We start from the raw sequence: 15,192 nt of genomic DNA, 5'->3' as shown, positions 1-15,192 counted from the left end.
GAGAGGCGCGCTAGGGCCTGTCCCAGCAGAAAGCATCTGGGATCTGGGGAGACGTACATCGCTCTGCGGACGGGCTGCCAATGAGGAGCGCTCGATGCGTCCGGCCTCTGCAGCCGCTCCGCAGCGATCTGCGTCATGGGCGCCGCGACCGGCCGCCGCTCCGCACCCATCGGGATCGAGGATAGCCTCGCGCCGATCCATTTTGGTTGACACCCGTTATGTGAACGCTCACAATTCGTCCCTGGGATCGGGCTCGATCTCTGCACCGACTCCGTTCGCCCGGTTGTCGTGGGCGCGAGCAACGGCGCGGTCGCGGGGGCATTGCCCGCGCTGGGTGCGAAGTCTCACTTGCGACCCGCAAGCACGTGCTCGAGCAAGGGTCGGGCAAGATCGTCAACATCGCCTCGCCGCTCTCGTTCCAGGGCGGGATCCTGGCGTCGCCCTACGGGCGAAGTCAGCGACGTCGCGGGAGCAGCGCTCTTCCTGTGCGCAGAGGCGAGCAAGTACATCCACGGCCAGTTGCTGGCCGTCGACGGCGGCTGGATGAGCCGTCGAGGAGAAGAAGATGCAGATTCGCAGCGCAAAAGGTTGCCAGTGGGACCAGGTGAGCCTCGGCGAGGTGATGCTGCGCCTCGACCCGGGTGAGCGCCGCGTCCACACGGCGCGGACGTTCGACGTCGGGGAGGGCGGGGGCGAGTACAACGTGGCTCGGGGGCTCCGGCGCTGCTTCGGGCTCCGCACCGCCATCGTCACGGCGCTCGCCGACAACACCGTCGGGCGGCTCATCGAGGACCTGATGCTCCAGGGCGGGGTCGACACATCCTTCCTGCGCTGGGTCGACTACGACGGCGTGGGCCGGGACGTGCGCAACGGCCTCAACTTCACCGAGCGCGGCTTCGGGCCCCGCGCCGCCGCCGGCTGCTCGGACCGCGGCCACAGCGCGACGTCCAAGCTCAGGCCCGGCGATCTGCCGTGGGAGACCATCTTCGGCGAGCGCGGCGCGCGCTGGTTCCATACCGGCGGCATCTTCTGCGCTCTGTCGGAGACCACGGCCGGCGTGGCGCACGAGGCCATGGAGGTCGCGCGCGCGCATGACGTGCGGATCTCCTACGACCTCAACTACCGGCCCTCGCTGTGGAAGAACTTCGGCGGCGAGCCGCGGGCGCGCGAGGTCAATCGCGCCCTCATGCCGTACGTCGACTGCGTGTTCGGCAACGAGGAGGATTTCGTCGCGAGCCTCGGCTTCGAGGTGTCCGGCGTGGACAGCAGCTACAGCCAGCTCGACACGCGCGGCTTCCGCCGGATGATCTCCGAGGTCGTCGCGGCGTACCCCAACATCTCGGTCGTCGCCACGAGCCTCCGGACGGCCAAGACTGCCAGCGTGAACGGCTGGGGCGGCATCCTGTACTACAAGGGCGAGTTCCACGAGGTCCCGCAGCGAGACATCGAGATCCTGGACCGCGTGGGCGGCGGCGACTCCTTCGCTTCGGGGATCATCTATGGCCTCTTGACCGGGCAGAGCCCGCAGTGGGCGCTCGAGTGCGGCGTCGCGCACGGCGCGCTGGCGATGTCGACTCCGGGGGACACCTCGATGGCGTCGCTCGCCGAGGTGCGGAGGGCCATGAGCGGAGCCGGCGCGAGGATCGAGCGATGAATCAGGCGATGGACCGCGAGCAAGTCGTCCGCCGCATCGAGGAGATCGGCGTCGTCCCCGTCGTGCGCGCGCCGAGCGGTGAGCTCGCCGTGCGGGCCGCTCGCGCGCTGTGCGCGGGCGGCATCGAGGTCGTCGAGATCACGATGACCGTCCCCGACGCCCTGTCCGTCATGCGCGAGATCGCCTCGCGGATGGGGGACCGCGTCGTCGTCGGCGCGGGCACCGTGCTCACCGCGGACGCGGCCCGCAGGTGCATCGATGCCGGCGCCGAGTTCATCGTGAGCCCGGGGCTCGACCTGGAGGTCATCCGCGCGGCGCACGATCTCGGGAAGGCGGTCTTCCCGGGGGCGCTCACGCCGACCGAGGTGATCGCCGCGTGGAGCGCCGGCGCCGACACGGTGAAGCTGTTCCCGTGCTCCGCGATGGGGGGCGCGAAGTACCTGCGCGCCCTGCGCGCGCCGCTCCCGGACGTGAAGATGATGCCGACCGGCGGGGTCAACCTGACGACGGCCAGGGATTTCATCGAGGCCGGCGCCGTGGCGCTCGGGGTCGGCGGCGAGCTCGTGGACGCCGCGGCGCTCGCGGCGGGCAAGGATGAGGTCCTCACGGAGCGCGCGCGTGAGTTCATGTCCGTGGTCAGCGCCGCGCGCGCAGAGCTCAAGGTGTGCACGGTCTGGTAGCCGCCCGCGGCAGGCTCGGTTAGACGAGGAGCCATGATCCTGATTGGCCAGTACGACTCTCCCTTCGTGCGCCGCGTCGCCGTGGCGCTCCAGCAGTACGGGCTCGCGTACGAGCACCGCCCGTGGTCGGTGTGGGCCGACGCGGACTCCATCGCGAGGTACAACCCGCTCCGGCGCGTTCCGGTGCTCGTGACGGACGACGGGGAGCCGCTCGTGGAGAGCGCGGCGATCCTCGACGCCCTCGACGACCAGGTGGGGCCGGAGCGCGCGCTCCTGCCGCGCTCCGGCGAGGCGCGCCGCGCCGGGCTGCGGGTCTGCGCGCTCGCCACGGGGCTCGCGGACAAGGCCGTGAGCCTGCTCTACGAGCACGTGCTGCGCACGGGCGACCGCCAGAGCCCTGTCTGGGTGGAGCGCTGCACCGCGCAGATCGGCGAGACGCTCGATCTGCTGGAGCGGGAGCGCGCCGCGCGGCGCGGCGACGGCTGGTGGCTGGGCGCCTTCAGCCACGCCGACATCGCGGTCGGCTGCGCGCTCCGCTTCGTCGGCGAGGCGCACCCGGCCCTCGTCGACGCCGCGAGGCGGCCGGCGCTGGCCGCGCACGCGGCGCGCTGCGAGGCGCTCCCGGTCTTCGCGGCGGTGGTGCAGCCCCTCCACGTGGCCGTGTAGCTCACGTGTCGGCGGCATGGACTATGCCGCCCGAGCGTTTACGCAAGGAAAGGAGAGCATCAGCCAATGGAGCGTACACGCGCGGCTCGCCGCCCACTCCGAAGATGGCCAGGGGCCCTCGCGATCATGACCGTGATGCTGGTGGGTTGCTCGGGCGCGCCGCCCGTGACGGCGCCTCCGCCGCCGGCGGCTGCGTCCCAGGGAGCCCGGCCGTCGGCGCCACAGGCGACCGCGCCGGCGGCTCCTGCGGCGCGGGGCGAATCCGCCGCCGCCCCGGAGGAGCCGCCGCGCGCAGCGGCGCACGTCGCCGCGCAGCTCACCGTCGACAAGGCGATCGTCATCGGCAAGTGGCCTGAAGGGGTCGCGGTGGTCGGCGACACGGCGTGGGTCGCCGAGAGCGGCAACCGGCGGGTCGCGCGCGTCGACCTGAAGCGCGGAGAGGTGACGGCGCGCGTGACGGTTGGCCGGCTCCCGGTGCAGGTGGTCGCGTCACCCGCGGGGGCGGTCTACACGCTGACCCACACCGATCAGACGGTCTGGGCCATCGACGGGCAGACGGCGCGTGCCCGCGCGCTGGCGCGCTTGCCCGATTCTCCCGAGGACATGGTGTATGCGGACGGAGCGCTCTGGGTGCTGCTCTGGAGCAAGGGGAGCTCGACGGGCTCCTCGGTCGTGCGGATCGATCCCGCCACAGGAGATCAACGCCGCTCGCCCGAGCTCGGCCGGGACGCGTTCGCGCTCGCCGTCGGGCACGGCCGGGTCTGGGTGGCGCACGGCGATGGAGACGTGAGCGTCGTTGACCAGAGATCGCTGAAGCCGCTCGACGATCTCCACATCGGCGACTCCCACCGACGCATCGCCGCTGGCCCGGGCGCGGTGTTCACGGACGTTCGATCCGGGGTCATCCGCCTGGATCCGGTGAGCGGCAGAGCCACGCACGAGGTCGCGCTCGGCGAGCTCGTCGCTGTGCTCCGGCAGATGGGCGACGAGGTCATCGCCGTGGGCCAATCGGGCCGCACATGGCTGCTCGATCCGGACGACCTGACCATCCGCGCGATCCTCGCCCCGCCCGACGGGGTGAGGACGCCGCACGGCGCCTGGCGCTACGGAGAGGCGCTGCTCCTCACCGAGTTCGACGACGCTGGCGCAGCCGGGAAGGACGACGGCCGCCTGCTCATCCTGCGATCTTCGCCTCGCTGACGCGGAGCCATGCCCCACGCGAGCCTCCCGAGCTCCTGAGCCGCCGGCCGCATTCGTTGCCCGTGGAGCTTGCTTCCCGGAAGCTTGGACGCCGGCCAGGTCCGGCCGGTGTCGCGGCAATCCCCGAGCTCGAAGCGCTGATCCCTAGTTGCCTCGGGGCGGGGTGTAATCTTCGTCATCGTCTCGTTGGAAGCCGATGTCCTCGGCTTCGAGCACGATGAGGTCACTGGGCTGGATTCGGTGTCGGACGACCAAGGCGCCTCGGTCGTCGTCGCGATCCCGTCGTTCGCGGAAGCGCGGATCGCGCCGTATAGCGAAGACGATGGGAAGGTCCAGCGGCCCTTGGGCGCTGTCCTCGAGCACCCGGTAGTAGAAGCGCGCGAGGCCCACGTTGTTCGAGTAGTGAACGACGTTCCGCGAGTTGTCGATGAACTGCTGCTCTCCGACTGCCTCGCTCGCGCCGCCCCGTCCTCCGCGCAACGGGTCGAGGCCCCCCGCCAGGATGCTCAGGAAGTGACGGATGCGGGTGACGTGAAAGCGCAACTTCTTCCGTTCCCGCGCCTTCTTGATGTGCTTGAGATCGAAGGGCGGTGGTCGCGGCGGCTTCTTGCCCCCGCCTCCACCTCCCACACGGGGCCCCGAGGGACCGCCCCTGGCAACGAGCGAGGGCTGAAGGACGGCGCGCGCGTGCCAGCGCTCCTCGGCGACGCGAATCAGCGCATGGGGTTCGAGGTGCGGGAGCGCCTTGCTCGCCGGGAGCGCGGCCGACGTTGCGAGGGCGGCAGCGGGCCCGCTGCTCCCGCCAGCCGCCTCCCGCGCGGTGACGGGCTCGGAGGAAAGGCTTGTCGCCGCGCGTGCGGTCGCCGCCTGCGCCGGCCGGGTCTGCGCGGCGGTTGCCGGGTGCGCAGGTCGCGCGGGCGCGACAGCGGCGGCGTGCGCTGGCCGCTGCTGGACGACCGTTGCCGGGTGCGCAGGTCGCGCAGGCGCGACGGTGGCGGCGTGCGCTGGCCGCTGCTGGACGACCGTCGCCGGGTGCGCAGGTCGCGCGGGCGCGACAGCGGCGGCGTGCGCCGGCCGCGGCTGGACGACCGTTGCGGGGTGCGCGGGGCGGGCCTGCGCGACGTTCGCCGGGTGTGCGGGTAGCCGTGCCTGAGGAGGATCTCCATCGCGGAATTCCAGCTTCGAGCTCGCCATGGTTGCATCCTCGAACGGGAGCGTGTGCTCGGCCAAATTTAGGTTTCGGCAACCGGTCAAGGCTCGCCGGCCGAGCGCGAATCAGGACGCGGCTACATCGACGGGTTCGCCGCCATCGGCCTGCCCGTGTACGTCACCGAGTACGCTATCGACCTCGCGGACGACGACGCGCAGCGCGGGGTGATGGAGGGCAGTTTACGAGGCTCTACAATCACAGCGAGAGCAGCGGATGCGCTCACGGTCCGCGAGACGCCTCTCGCGGTTGCTCGCCAGCTGCAAGCACCAGTCAGGCCGGCTCCCCTGCGGCCGCGTCACCCATGCGCTTCCACGCGAGGTCGGTGAAGACAGAGCGGTCGAGGTGCGCGATCGACAACTCGGCGAACGTCCGTATTCCGGCGATGTAGGGCGAAACGCGACCGACGCGGCCATCCATCGATCGGAGGACGAACCAGTTCATGCCAGCGTTGTAGTCGACAGCTTTGATTTCGTCCCACGCAAACCGGAACGGCCGGTGAAAGACGCTGCGGCAAGTAATTCCGGCGAGGTCGACGCTGTGGCGAACAAGGAAGGCATCAAGAAACACGAAGATCATCGAGCACCCGATCGGGCCGGAGAACAGCAAGAGGAGCAGCGGATGCGGGCCGAAGGACGGCGACCCTCGAGGACGCAGAACCACAGGCCAGATCAACATGAAGGCTCCCAAGGCAAGCCCAAGAACGCCGAGCACCTTCATGGGGACACCATACCGGAGCTCCACGGAAGTCCGACCAGGCACGTGATCCGACACAGCGCTCCGGCTCAGCGCGCGCATGGCGATGGGCACGACGATCGGAACGAGAAGCGCGGTGAGCAGGGGCCCGAGGTTCTTCATCGTCGTCCGACCCAACGCCTGAATAAGCCGTGCCGCGACCTCCCCCCGCGGAGAGTCTCATGGATCGGCTCTGCGCCGCAAGGCCCCGATGCTGTCCGCACAACTGGGGTATCCGGCTCGACGGGGGCGCCGCGGCTCCGGAAGAAATAGATCGCCGCCTTGAACGATCCTCCCGCCGCCGGGCACTCCTTCGGAGCTCGCCCCAACCGGATGGAGCACGAGCGCCATCCGATGAAGGTGCAGACCATGGACGCGAACAGGAGGAAGGTCCACATGGATACGATCCACGGCAACGCGGCGATGAGAACACGTCGCCGCCGAGCCAGTGCTGCTCTTTGGCCTACGATGATGGCGCTCCTCTTGTCGGCGGCCGCCTGCAGCGACGAGGCAAACGACCCGGAGGACAGCGGCGATCTCGGCGAGGTCCCGGCCACGCTGACGCCGGCGTTCCTGAGCCAGGACGAGGCACGTGAGGAAATCGGCCGCCGGGACGAGTTCGTCTCGGCCATGAGCACGTTCGATCTGGAGAGCAGGACGGGCGCTCCGCGGCCCGTCGCGGTCGAGGACTACCTGCGCGTCGTGCGGGAGCATGCCCTCGCGTTCTCCGAGGACGAGAAGGAGAACGTCGGAGAACAGGTGAACACCGTCCTCGACCGGATGGCGGAGCGCGGCCTGCGTCCTCCGGCGGATCCCCCGGAGGTCCGCTTCGTCCGCACGGATGGCGAGGAAGAAGGAGGGCCGGCTGCCTACACACGGAGCGGAACGGTATTCCTCTGCGATCTGTTCTTCGACCTGGATCCCGCCTTGCAGATCCATACCGTGGCGCACGAGCTGTTTCATATCTGGAGCCGCGCGAACCCCGACGTCGTCCGCTGGCCGGCGCATGAGGCGCTCGGCTTCTCCCGCGTCCAGGACCTGACCCTCCCGCCGGGCCTGGCGGACAGGAAAATCACGAACCCTGATGATCCGCTCCTCGAGGAGGTCATCCGCGTCTCATTCGATGGCGCGCCGGTCGACGTGGCGCTCGCCACCATCGCGCGCTCGGACTACGAAGGTGGATCGTTCTTCGACTATCTGGACCTGTGGCTGGTGGAGCCCGAGAGCGGCGCGCTCCACTCCATCGAGTCCGCGGAGGGTCTGTTCGAGCAGCTCGGCACGACGACCGAGTACATCCTGTCCGCCGAAGAGATCTCCGCGGAGCACTTCGCCCTCGGTCTCCTTCAGGACGCAGAGATCCGTGATCCTGAGCTCATCGAGGCGGTCCTTCTGCCGTTCGAGCCGTGATGTGGGAGCTCGTTCGGCGGAGCGCCCTGGTTCGCCTGATTCTCGAGGTTGCCTAGAACACCGACCACATTACAGTCTCGGGGAAATCAAGAGAAGAGAAGCAAAACCGCAAGGGCGCGAGGGGCGCAAGGGGAAGACTGGAAACTATCTCATCTCTCATCTGTTGCGCCCCTTGCGTCCTTGCGGTTTTGCTCATTCCCTTGTCCTTGGAGCTTGCTCTCCGGGGGATCGTCAGGTTTGGCAACCCATTGAATTTATACGAATTGCAACCTGTTCGTCGCTCTAGGCAGGCGAGTGAGGCGTACGAAAGTACGCCGCAGCGAGCCGAACGACGCGAGTGGGCCCGTAGCGCACGAACCTGCTCCCCGCTATAGGACGGGTTCACCTCATCGGCGCAGATCGGCGCCTGGTCCGCGGCTCGCCGTCGGGCCCCGGGAAGGTCGAAGGTGCACATTGCAACGACCGTACCGGCGTTCGCGGCCGAGCGGACCGCTGGGATGTCGAGCCGGTCCTTGCCACAAGCCGGCAATCGAGGTAGTGGTTCGACAGGTCATGAGCGCCAGCGCGTAGCCCCGGCTCGCTGGCCGACAACCCTCCGAGCCGCGGCGGGGTGTCCCGGGTGACGACCTGGCCTGCCGCATGTGCGGCCGGCAAGCGCGGACTCTGGTCGCCCGGAGTCCCCTGGACTCGCGAGGTGGTATGTCGATCCCTTCCATCGTCGATTCGCGCCCTGACGCGGGCGCGCCGGCGCCGTGCGCCTTCAGCGCGCTCCCTTTGCCCGTCGTCGGGGCGGACCTCTCCGTGCCGCTCGTCACCGGCGAGCACGTGGGCTACGTGAACCTCGATTACGCGGCCAGCGCCCCGTGCCTGCGCTCGGTGCTCGACGCGGTCGCGGCGCTGTTGCCCTGGTACAGCAGCGTGCACCGCGGCGCGGGGTTCGCGTCCACGGTGACGACGGAGCTCTATGCCGCCGCTCGCCAGCAGGTGGGCGACTTCGTCGGAGCGCGCGCCGAGGACACGGTTGTGTTCACCAGGAACACCACCGACGCGCTCAACCTGCTCGCCTCGGCGCTGCCCGAGGACACGGCGGTGGTGACGTTCGCCTCGGAGCACCACGCGAACCAGCTGCCGTGGCGGCGCGGTCGGTCCGTCGTCCTCCCGGTGCCCGCGAGCGCGGAGGAGGCGATCGCGCGGGCCGACGACGCGCTGCGCGGCGTGTCCTCGCGCCATCGGCTGCTCGCCGTGACGGGGGCGAGCAACGTCACCGGCGAGCTGTGGCCGCTCCCGGAGCTCGCCGCGGTCGCCCATCGCCGCGGCGCGCGGCTCGCCGTGGACGCGGCCCAGCTCGCGCCCCACCGCGCGATCGATATCGCGGGGATCGGGGCCGATTACGTCGCGCTGTCCGGTCACAAGCTGTATGCCCCCTTCGGCGGTGGCGTGCTCGTCGGCCGCGGCGACTGGCTCGACGCCGCGCGCCCCTACCTCGCCGGCGGAGGCGCCGTCCGGCGCGTCACGCGCGACGGCGTCGAATGGGCGAGCGGGGCGCACCGCCACGAGGCCGGCACGCCCAACGTGGTCGGCGCGGTGTCGCTCGCGGCGGCGTGCCGCGCGCTGTCCGAGGTGGGCATGTCCGCCGTGGCGGCGCACGAGGCGAGCCTGCTCGACCGCGTCACACGCGGCCTCTGCGCCCTGCCCGGGGTCGAGCGCCTCGCGATGTGGGGCCCGCAGAGCCCGCGGATCGGCGTCGTGACGTTCAATGTGCGGGGCCTCCATCCCGGCGCGCTCGCCGCGGCCCTGAGCGCCGAGCACGGCATCGGCGTCCGGGACGGCTCGTTCTGCGCGCACCCGCTCATGACGGCGCTCGCCGGGGATCGCGCGCAGGACGCGGACGACGGCGCGGCGGTGCCCCTCGCGGTGCGGGTGAGCTTCGGCGTCGGCACCAGCGCGGCGGACATCGACAGATTCCTCCTCGCGATCGCCGATCTCGTCGCCCGGGGGCCCCGCTGGCGTTATCGCCTCGACGGAGGGCGGTACGTCCCCGATCCGGATCCTCGCCCCCGCCCTGCGCTGGCCGGCCTCCCCGCCGGAGGCGCGGCCGGCGCGGCGCTCGGGCCCCTGGCGAGCCAGCTCGCGCCCTGCCAGGCGCCGCACTGAGGCGGATCAGCCCTCGGGCGCGCGGCCCAGGGCGAGCGCGCGCCGCGCGAGCGCGCTCAGGTCGGCGAGCGTCGCCCCCTCCAGCGGCGAGGCCTCGGCGTCGAGGGGCGCCTCGCCCCTGCCGAGCGCATCGAGGAGCCAGCGCGCCGTGAGGACGTCGCCGCCGACCCAGACGCGCCCTGGCGCGTCGCCGAGCGCCGCGGCCTCGATCCACCCGATGGGCACACGCGCCAGCGCCGCGGCGGAGGCGCCCGGCGGCGCCGGGTCGCCGGGCGCCGTGATCGGCCGGAAGCGCTCGGCCGCGAGCTCCGGCGCCTCGCCGCCGTCGATCAGCGGGAGCGCGGCGCGCGTGGCGACCCCCTCGACGACGGTGCGCGCGAGCGCCTCGAGCGAGAGGCGCGCCGGGAGGACGTCGGAGAGCGCGGCCGGGGCCTTGCCCAGCCAGCGGTCGATGACGCGCTCGTCGGGCGCCGCGAGTTCCGGGGGGATCGCGAGCGCCGCGTCGTGGCCCGCGAAGACCTCGATGAGGACCGCGCCGTCCGGCGCGGCGTCGAGGCCGAGCAGCGCGGCGGGGCGGTGCTGCAGCGAGATCCACTCGCGCCCGAAGTAATGGGCGGGCGCGCCGGCGCGGGAGAAGCCCTTGAGAAAGCCCCGTACGTTGCGGTTGAGGAGGGTCCGGGCCGTGGCGTCGGGCGCGAGCGAGGCGACGTGCGGCAATGCGAGCGTCCACACGACGCCGCGCCCGCCGAGGAAGGCGGCGGTGCCGGTCGTGGCGCGCCGCAGGACCTTCGCGCCGCGCGCGGCGCAGGCCGCCAGATCGACGACGCGCGCCGCGCGCTGCGCCGCGCCCAGCACCACGGCGGGCCCCTCGACGAGGCTGGCGGCGAGCCACGGCGCCGCCTCTGCCGAGCGGGCGCGCGCGAGCAACGCAGGGCCGAGCGCGAGCGCGTCCTCGAGAGGGCGATGAGCCGGCGGGAGCGAGTGGATGGCGGGCATCGAGGGAGTCTCCTTGGCGCGAAGCGCGGCGCGCGGCGATGCGGCGGTCGCTAGGATGAGCGCGGTCCTCGCGAGACGAGGCCCCGCGCGAAGGCGCCGGTGGTAACATCGCTCCATGGTGACCGAAGAGGAGCTGGCAGAGCAGCGCGTCGGCACGCGGATCGGCCCATGGGCGGTGGAGCGCGTCCTCGGGGTCGGCGGTATGGCGAGCGTCTTCTTTTGCCGCCGGGCCGACGGGTGCGTGGCGGCGGTCAAGGTCCTTCACGCCGAGCTCGCGGAGATCGAGGCGGTGCGAAAGCGGTTCCTGCGCGAGGGGCCGATCGGGAGCGCGCTGGCGGCCGTGGCGCCGCTCTGCGAGGGGCTCCCCCAGGTGCTCGAGGCCGCGGCCACGGACGACGGCCTCGTCTACATGGCCATGGAGGTGCTCGAGGGAGAGACCGTGTTCGACCGCATGGCCCGGCACGGGACGCTCCCTGTCGGCCAGGTGATCGCGCTCGCCGAGCGGGTCCTCGACGTGCTGATCGTGGCGCACGAGCACGGCGTCGTTCACCGCGATCTCAAGCCCGAGAACCTCCACATCGGCAACGACGGGCACGTGCGGGTGCTCGATTTCGGCCTCGCGCGCGTCCTCGACCCGCTGCTCGAGGACGTCGCGGGGGTGCCGGAGATGACGAAGACCGCGACGGGCGTGTCGATCGGCACCGACGATTACATGGCACCCGAGCAGGCCCTGGGCCTCATCCGCGATATCGACGGCCGGACCGACATCTTCGGCCTCGGAGCGACGATGTTCCGGCTGCTCGCGGGCCGCACGATCCACGGCAACCTGGAGGAAGCGCGCCTGCTCATCGCGGTCGCCACGGAGAAGGCGCCGCCCCTCGCGCACTACGCCCCGACGGCGCCGCCCGGCCTGTGCGCCGTCGTCGACCGCGCCCTCGCCTTCCTCAAGCAAGAGCGCTACCCCGACGCGAGGACGATGCGCACCGATCTCGGCTTCGTGCGCGCCGGCCGCGAGCCGCCTTATGCGACGGCCGCCGCGCGGGGGCGCGCGTAGGAGCCGCTGCGGCGAGGTCGCCCGAGGCGACGGGGGCGTGGGGACCTGGGGCAGGCAGCGCTCCAAGTGGACCAGACGACGGGAAGGCCGGAAGAAAGATCAAGGATCTCCGCATCTTCGCGGAGACCCTCTCCGGGCCGAAGGTGAGCACTGCCCGGCGGCATCGAGGCGTGCCCGCCAGCAAACGGGACAAATCGTCGACAGATCCAGAAACAAAGCTCAAAAATCAAGGTAAACACAGGCAAGATCCAGAAAATAATCTCTCGGATTCGGCTAATCAGAGCCAACATCGAGAGAATCATCTCTAACAGCCGGCTAATCAGAGCCAACATTGAGAGAATCATCTCTAACAGCCGGCTAAAATCACCCTGGATCCAGAAAAATCGTTCAGAGCTCAAGCGAACCGGGCCGTTCCCAGCCACGGATCCCGGGAGAGCGTTCAACGCAAAGGCGCAGCCGCTGGCACCGGGGGATGCGCAAGGTTTGGGCCGGACGTCGAGCGCGCCGCTCGCGTGGACTCGCTGCTGGACGCTTGCCGGCGCCCGCGGGCTCGGCGAGATCGCCTGCGCGCGGCGATGTCGATGGGCGCCGCCGCGTCCCCACGACGAAACGGACAGGAGATCACGATGAAATTCCGCGTGCTCGCACTCCCCCTCTTCATGTTCACGAGCGCCGCTTTGGCCGACACCCCGCCTCCGAATTTCTCGCAGCAGGTCTATCTGTGCAACAGCCATCTACAAGCGAAGGTCGACATCACCTTCGGCCGGACCACCAGCACCGCGACCGTCCAGACCCAGTCCGGGCAGGTCAAGGACAATCCGTTCGTGCCAGGCAACGAAACCGGGATGCAGTACGCCGTGTTCGCCGCCTCCTCGGTCAAGCCCAGCTCGACCGCGTCCTGGTCGACGCTGAGCACGCAGCAGGAGGGCCTGGTCGGCACGCCGCAGTCCCCCATCGCCACCGGCAACAGCACGTTCGTGAATTCGTCATCGTGCCAGATCAAGGGCACGGTGATCCTTTCGACCGGCTGCCCCAGCGCCAGCGGAATGACCCAGGACTACAAGACCATCGAGCGCACCTGGGTCGGCTGCGGCCAGTGATCGCAGGGGCTCGACGCGATTTCTTACGGCCGCGGCGTTCTATCGCTGGTGGTCGCGCATGCCCTGGAGCCACCCCAGGATCTCCGGGTCAAAGATCGTATAGATGGCGCCGAAGGCGCACCTGGGCTCGGAGTCGCTGAGGTTGATGGCGCCGGACAGGACGCCATAAACGGAGAGCCCGCTGTCCGTCCGCCTGAGGAGAGGGCTGCCCGAGTCGCCCTTGCAGGGCTGCGCGCCGTCATCCCCGCCGCTCAACCACGCCTGATGGCCCGCGAGCAGCGTCTCTTTGCAGACGTGATCCTTCGCCCCCACTTCCCCGTCGATGATTTCTCTTGCCACGGCGCCGGGCATCCACGATTGATGGCGCAGCTCTCGAGTGAGCATCGACCAGTCCTGGTTCTCGAATGCGGCAATGCACCTATCGGGCGTAGGGAACGCCTCCTCGAGGAACCGGCCCTCGAGAGCGCGGAGCTCGAGCTCGGCAACCTTGAGCGTGTCGTCCCGGGTCGCTCCGTTCCCCTGGAAGTCGTACCCAGCGGCAGTGAAGGACTCGCCTATCGCGATCTCGTCCTCGTCGAGACCGCGGACGTCGAGAGAGGTGACGCGCTCATCGGCGTCGTCCTTGAGCACCATGACGGCGACATCGCTGCCCACGCCCATGTACCCGCCCGTAGGACGAAACTCGTAGCTGTCAGACCCGGCAACCGCGATGGGAGAGCCCAAGTCTCCCTCGATGGGGCCCGGACGGAACCGAACCTCGCTGCCTTCGCTCTCTTCCACACAATGAAACGCGGTGAGCACCGTCCTGGTGCTGATGAGCGCGCCAGTGCAGAACGGCTTCCACGCCGCAGCGCCTTTTTTTTGTTCGAGGATGCCCACGGCGGAGAGGTTTCGAGCGTCAACGGGGCTCGGCGGGGGTGGCTCAGGGCAATCGGTCGTCAGCGGCTCGCACCGCTGCTGCTGCCCCTTGTCGGCGCCCGAGCACCCGGAGAGCCCCGCAAAGGCCGCCGCGGACAGGGCCACGGCGGCGATGGTTCGATGGTGCACCTTGAAATCAGGTCGAGAGGTCATGGTCCATCTCCAGTCGTTGAATCGACGAATCGATCTGCGCCCGGCGCTCCGGCCTATCGTGGGCAGCAACGGTCGCCGCGACACCCGCACGCGCGCCCGTCCCGCAGGCCCGGAGCGCCGATCGGGCTGCTACCCCGTCCCCTGTCATGCCGCTCGCTCCGCGCCGCAGCGTCGCCCGCGGAGGGTCAACCCGTCACTCGGCCTGCTCGCTCGACGAATTGAAGAGGAGCGCCGTACCGGGAGGCACCAGCGCCTGGGCCTCTTCCGGAGATCCGCACATCGGGATCCTGTCGCGGCATGCTCGTTTCAAGAGCTTCGGCCAGCGCGGATGATGCATGCAGACCGCGCCATCCTGCGTCCAGGCAGCCTCGAAGCGCCGTCCGTCCTGCGGATCGCGCTCCTCCACATGCGCGCTGTCCCAGACGTCGACACGCGTGCCGTCCTGGGTCGCCGAATCGCCGTCTCCGCAGTAGTCTGCGATCACCATCCTCGTGCAGGCACCGTACAGCGCCGGGATGTCCGGGTTCTGTTCGGCGTAGCCCGGGTTGTATTTCATCGCTCCCGCGCATTTTGCCGCGGCGGTGTCAGGGCATGCGAAGCTGAATAGACCATTCTCGTTCCTCTGGCGCCCCTGCTTGTCCCAGGCGCCAGGTACCACGAGGGCCGGCTTGCCACCCTTACAGAGCGGGACGAAGGCTGGCTTCGCGCCCGGCTCCCTCGGCTCCGGCTCCTGGATCTCCACCTGATACTCCCACGCGCCGCGGAGCTCCTCGTGGGCCGTCGCGGAGACGATCCGCGCGGAGACGTCGAACGTCATCTCCGTGTCCCGCGTGCAGCCGTCGAAGACCCCGTGCAGCTTGACGCCTGCCCAGCTCCCCCCTTGGAGATACGTGCCATCTCGGCCCTGGAACGCCGGAGACGCCGCGCCGCGGACGAGCGCACCACGCTCGATCCTCGCGTCCTCGATCGGACGATCGTCCGCGTCGAACACCGAGCTCAGGGAAAAGTGCACATGGTTGGCGATCTTGCGCCCTTGCCGGTGCACGCCGAGCAGATCGGCGAACGGGACGTTCGCTGGGACGCATCGATGCCAGCGCGACGTCGTCGCGTCTTCCGGCTGCGACAGCCGATCCGCCTCAGGGTGCTGCAGGGTCGCCGGCGCTGACTCGGAACACGCAGACGCACAAACGAGGAGCGCAGACAGGAAGGCGAGCCTCGCGAGCGAAAGCGCCTTCATCGGCCGGAAAAGCTCACCCGCATCGACGCAG

The 15,192-nt window shown here is 70.2% G+C and carries 14 protein-coding genes and 1 riboswitch; of the genes, 9 read left to right on the top strand and 5 right to left on the bottom strand.

What is annotated here, in order from left to right; translation table 11 throughout:
* Positions 1 to 288 precede the first annotated feature (288 nt).
* From WME90_RS07045 to WME90_RS07025, 5 genes are all read left to right on the top strand, one after another.
* Entirely contained in the window at positions 289 to 645 is a 357-nt protein-coding gene (locus tag WME90_RS07045; protein WP_437280303.1) for an SDR family oxidoreductase, read from the top strand.
* Positions 566 to 1,654, top strand: a complete 1,089-nt coding sequence (locus tag WME90_RS07040) for a PfkB family carbohydrate kinase (RefSeq protein ID WP_437280302.1) — start codon at positions 566 to 568, stop codon at positions 1,652 to 1,654. Before WME90_RS07045 ends, WME90_RS07040 begins: the two co-directional genes overlap by 80 nt.
* On the top strand, positions 1,651 to 2,334 hold the full coding sequence (locus tag WME90_RS07035; RefSeq protein ID WP_437280301.1) for a bifunctional 4-hydroxy-2-oxoglutarate aldolase/2-dehydro-3-deoxy-phosphogluconate aldolase: 684 nt from the start codon (positions 1,651 to 1,653) through the stop codon (positions 2,332 to 2,334). Before WME90_RS07040 ends, WME90_RS07035 begins: the two co-directional genes overlap by 4 nt.
* A gap of 33 nt (positions 2,335 to 2,367) precedes the next feature.
* On the top strand, positions 2,368 to 3,000 hold the full coding sequence (locus WME90_RS07030) for a glutathione S-transferase family protein (protein ID WP_437280300.1): 633 nt from the start codon (positions 2,368 to 2,370) through the stop codon (positions 2,998 to 3,000).
* A gap of 126 nt (positions 3,001 to 3,126) precedes the next feature.
* Complete coding sequence (locus tag WME90_RS07025) at positions 3,127 to 4,200, top strand: YncE family protein (protein ID WP_437280299.1); 1,074 nt, start codon at positions 3,127 to 3,129, stop codon at positions 4,198 to 4,200.
* 144 nt (positions 4,201 to 4,344) lie between these two features.
* On the opposite strand, the gene WME90_RS07020 is transcribed toward WME90_RS07025, so the two are convergent.
* Together WME90_RS07020 and WME90_RS07015 are read right to left on the bottom strand one after the other, a co-directional pair.
* Positions 4,345 to 5,394, bottom strand: coding sequence for a hypothetical protein (locus WME90_RS07020; protein ID WP_437280298.1), 1,050 nt, complete (start codon positions 5,392 to 5,394; stop codon positions 4,345 to 4,347).
* A 286-nt stretch (positions 5,395 to 5,680) separates the two neighbouring features.
* Complete coding sequence (locus WME90_RS07015; protein WP_437280297.1) at positions 5,681 to 6,265, bottom strand: hypothetical protein; 585 nt, start codon at positions 6,263 to 6,265, stop codon at positions 5,681 to 5,683.
* 159 nt (positions 6,266 to 6,424) lie between these two features.
* Here WME90_RS07015 and WME90_RS07010 point away from each other — a divergent pair, with 159 nt between their 5' ends.
* Positions 6,425 to 7,549, top strand: a complete 1,125-nt coding sequence (locus tag WME90_RS07010) for a hypothetical protein (protein WP_437280296.1) — start codon at positions 6,425 to 6,427, stop codon at positions 7,547 to 7,549.
* Positions 7,550 to 8,097: 548 nt separating this feature from the next.
* Positions 8,098 to 8,212, top strand: a riboswitch (SAM riboswitch).
* 36 nt (positions 8,213 to 8,248) lie between these two features.
* Complete coding sequence (locus WME90_RS07005; RefSeq protein ID WP_437280295.1) at positions 8,249 to 9,703, top strand: aminotransferase class V-fold PLP-dependent enzyme; 1,455 nt, start codon at positions 8,249 to 8,251, stop codon at positions 9,701 to 9,703.
* Between the two features lie 6 nt (positions 9,704 to 9,709).
* Here the strand turns inward: WME90_RS07005 and WME90_RS07000 are convergent, their stop codons facing one another.
* Positions 9,710 to 10,699, bottom strand: coding sequence for a lipoyl protein ligase domain-containing protein (locus WME90_RS07000; protein WP_437280294.1), 990 nt, complete (start codon positions 10,697 to 10,699; stop codon positions 9,710 to 9,712).
* A gap of 115 nt (positions 10,700 to 10,814) precedes the next feature.
* Between WME90_RS07000 and WME90_RS06995 the strand changes: the two genes are divergently transcribed.
* A complete protein-coding gene (locus WME90_RS06995) occupies positions 10,815 to 11,753 on the top strand; it encodes a serine/threonine-protein kinase (RefSeq protein WP_437280293.1) in 939 nt (312 codons plus the stop codon).
* A 626-nt stretch (positions 11,754 to 12,379) separates the two neighbouring features.
* Positions 12,380 to 12,853 (top strand): hypothetical protein, encoded by a 474-nt coding sequence (locus WME90_RS06990; RefSeq protein WP_437280292.1) that lies wholly within the window; start codon positions 12,380 to 12,382, stop codon positions 12,851 to 12,853.
* Positions 12,854 to 12,892: 39 nt separating this feature from the next.
* On the opposite strand, the gene WME90_RS06985 is transcribed toward WME90_RS06990, so the two are convergent.
* Positions 12,893 to 13,924, bottom strand: a complete 1,032-nt coding sequence (locus WME90_RS06985; RefSeq protein WP_437280291.1) for a trypsin-like serine protease — start codon at positions 13,922 to 13,924, stop codon at positions 12,893 to 12,895.
* Between the two features lie 193 nt (positions 13,925 to 14,117).
* Complete coding sequence (locus WME90_RS06980; RefSeq protein WP_437280290.1) at positions 14,118 to 15,161, bottom strand: ADYC domain-containing protein; 1,044 nt, start codon at positions 15,159 to 15,161, stop codon at positions 14,118 to 14,120.
* Positions 15,162 to 15,192 lie beyond the last annotated feature (31 nt).

Origin of the sequence: Sorangium sp. So ce375 (assembly GCF_051473855.1) — a bacterium.
Taxonomy (GTDB): Bacteria; Myxococcota_A; Polyangia; order Polyangiales; family Polyangiaceae; genus Sorangium.
Note: the sequence above shows the minus strand (reverse complement) of the source record. Positions and strands in the feature narration are given on the sequence as shown.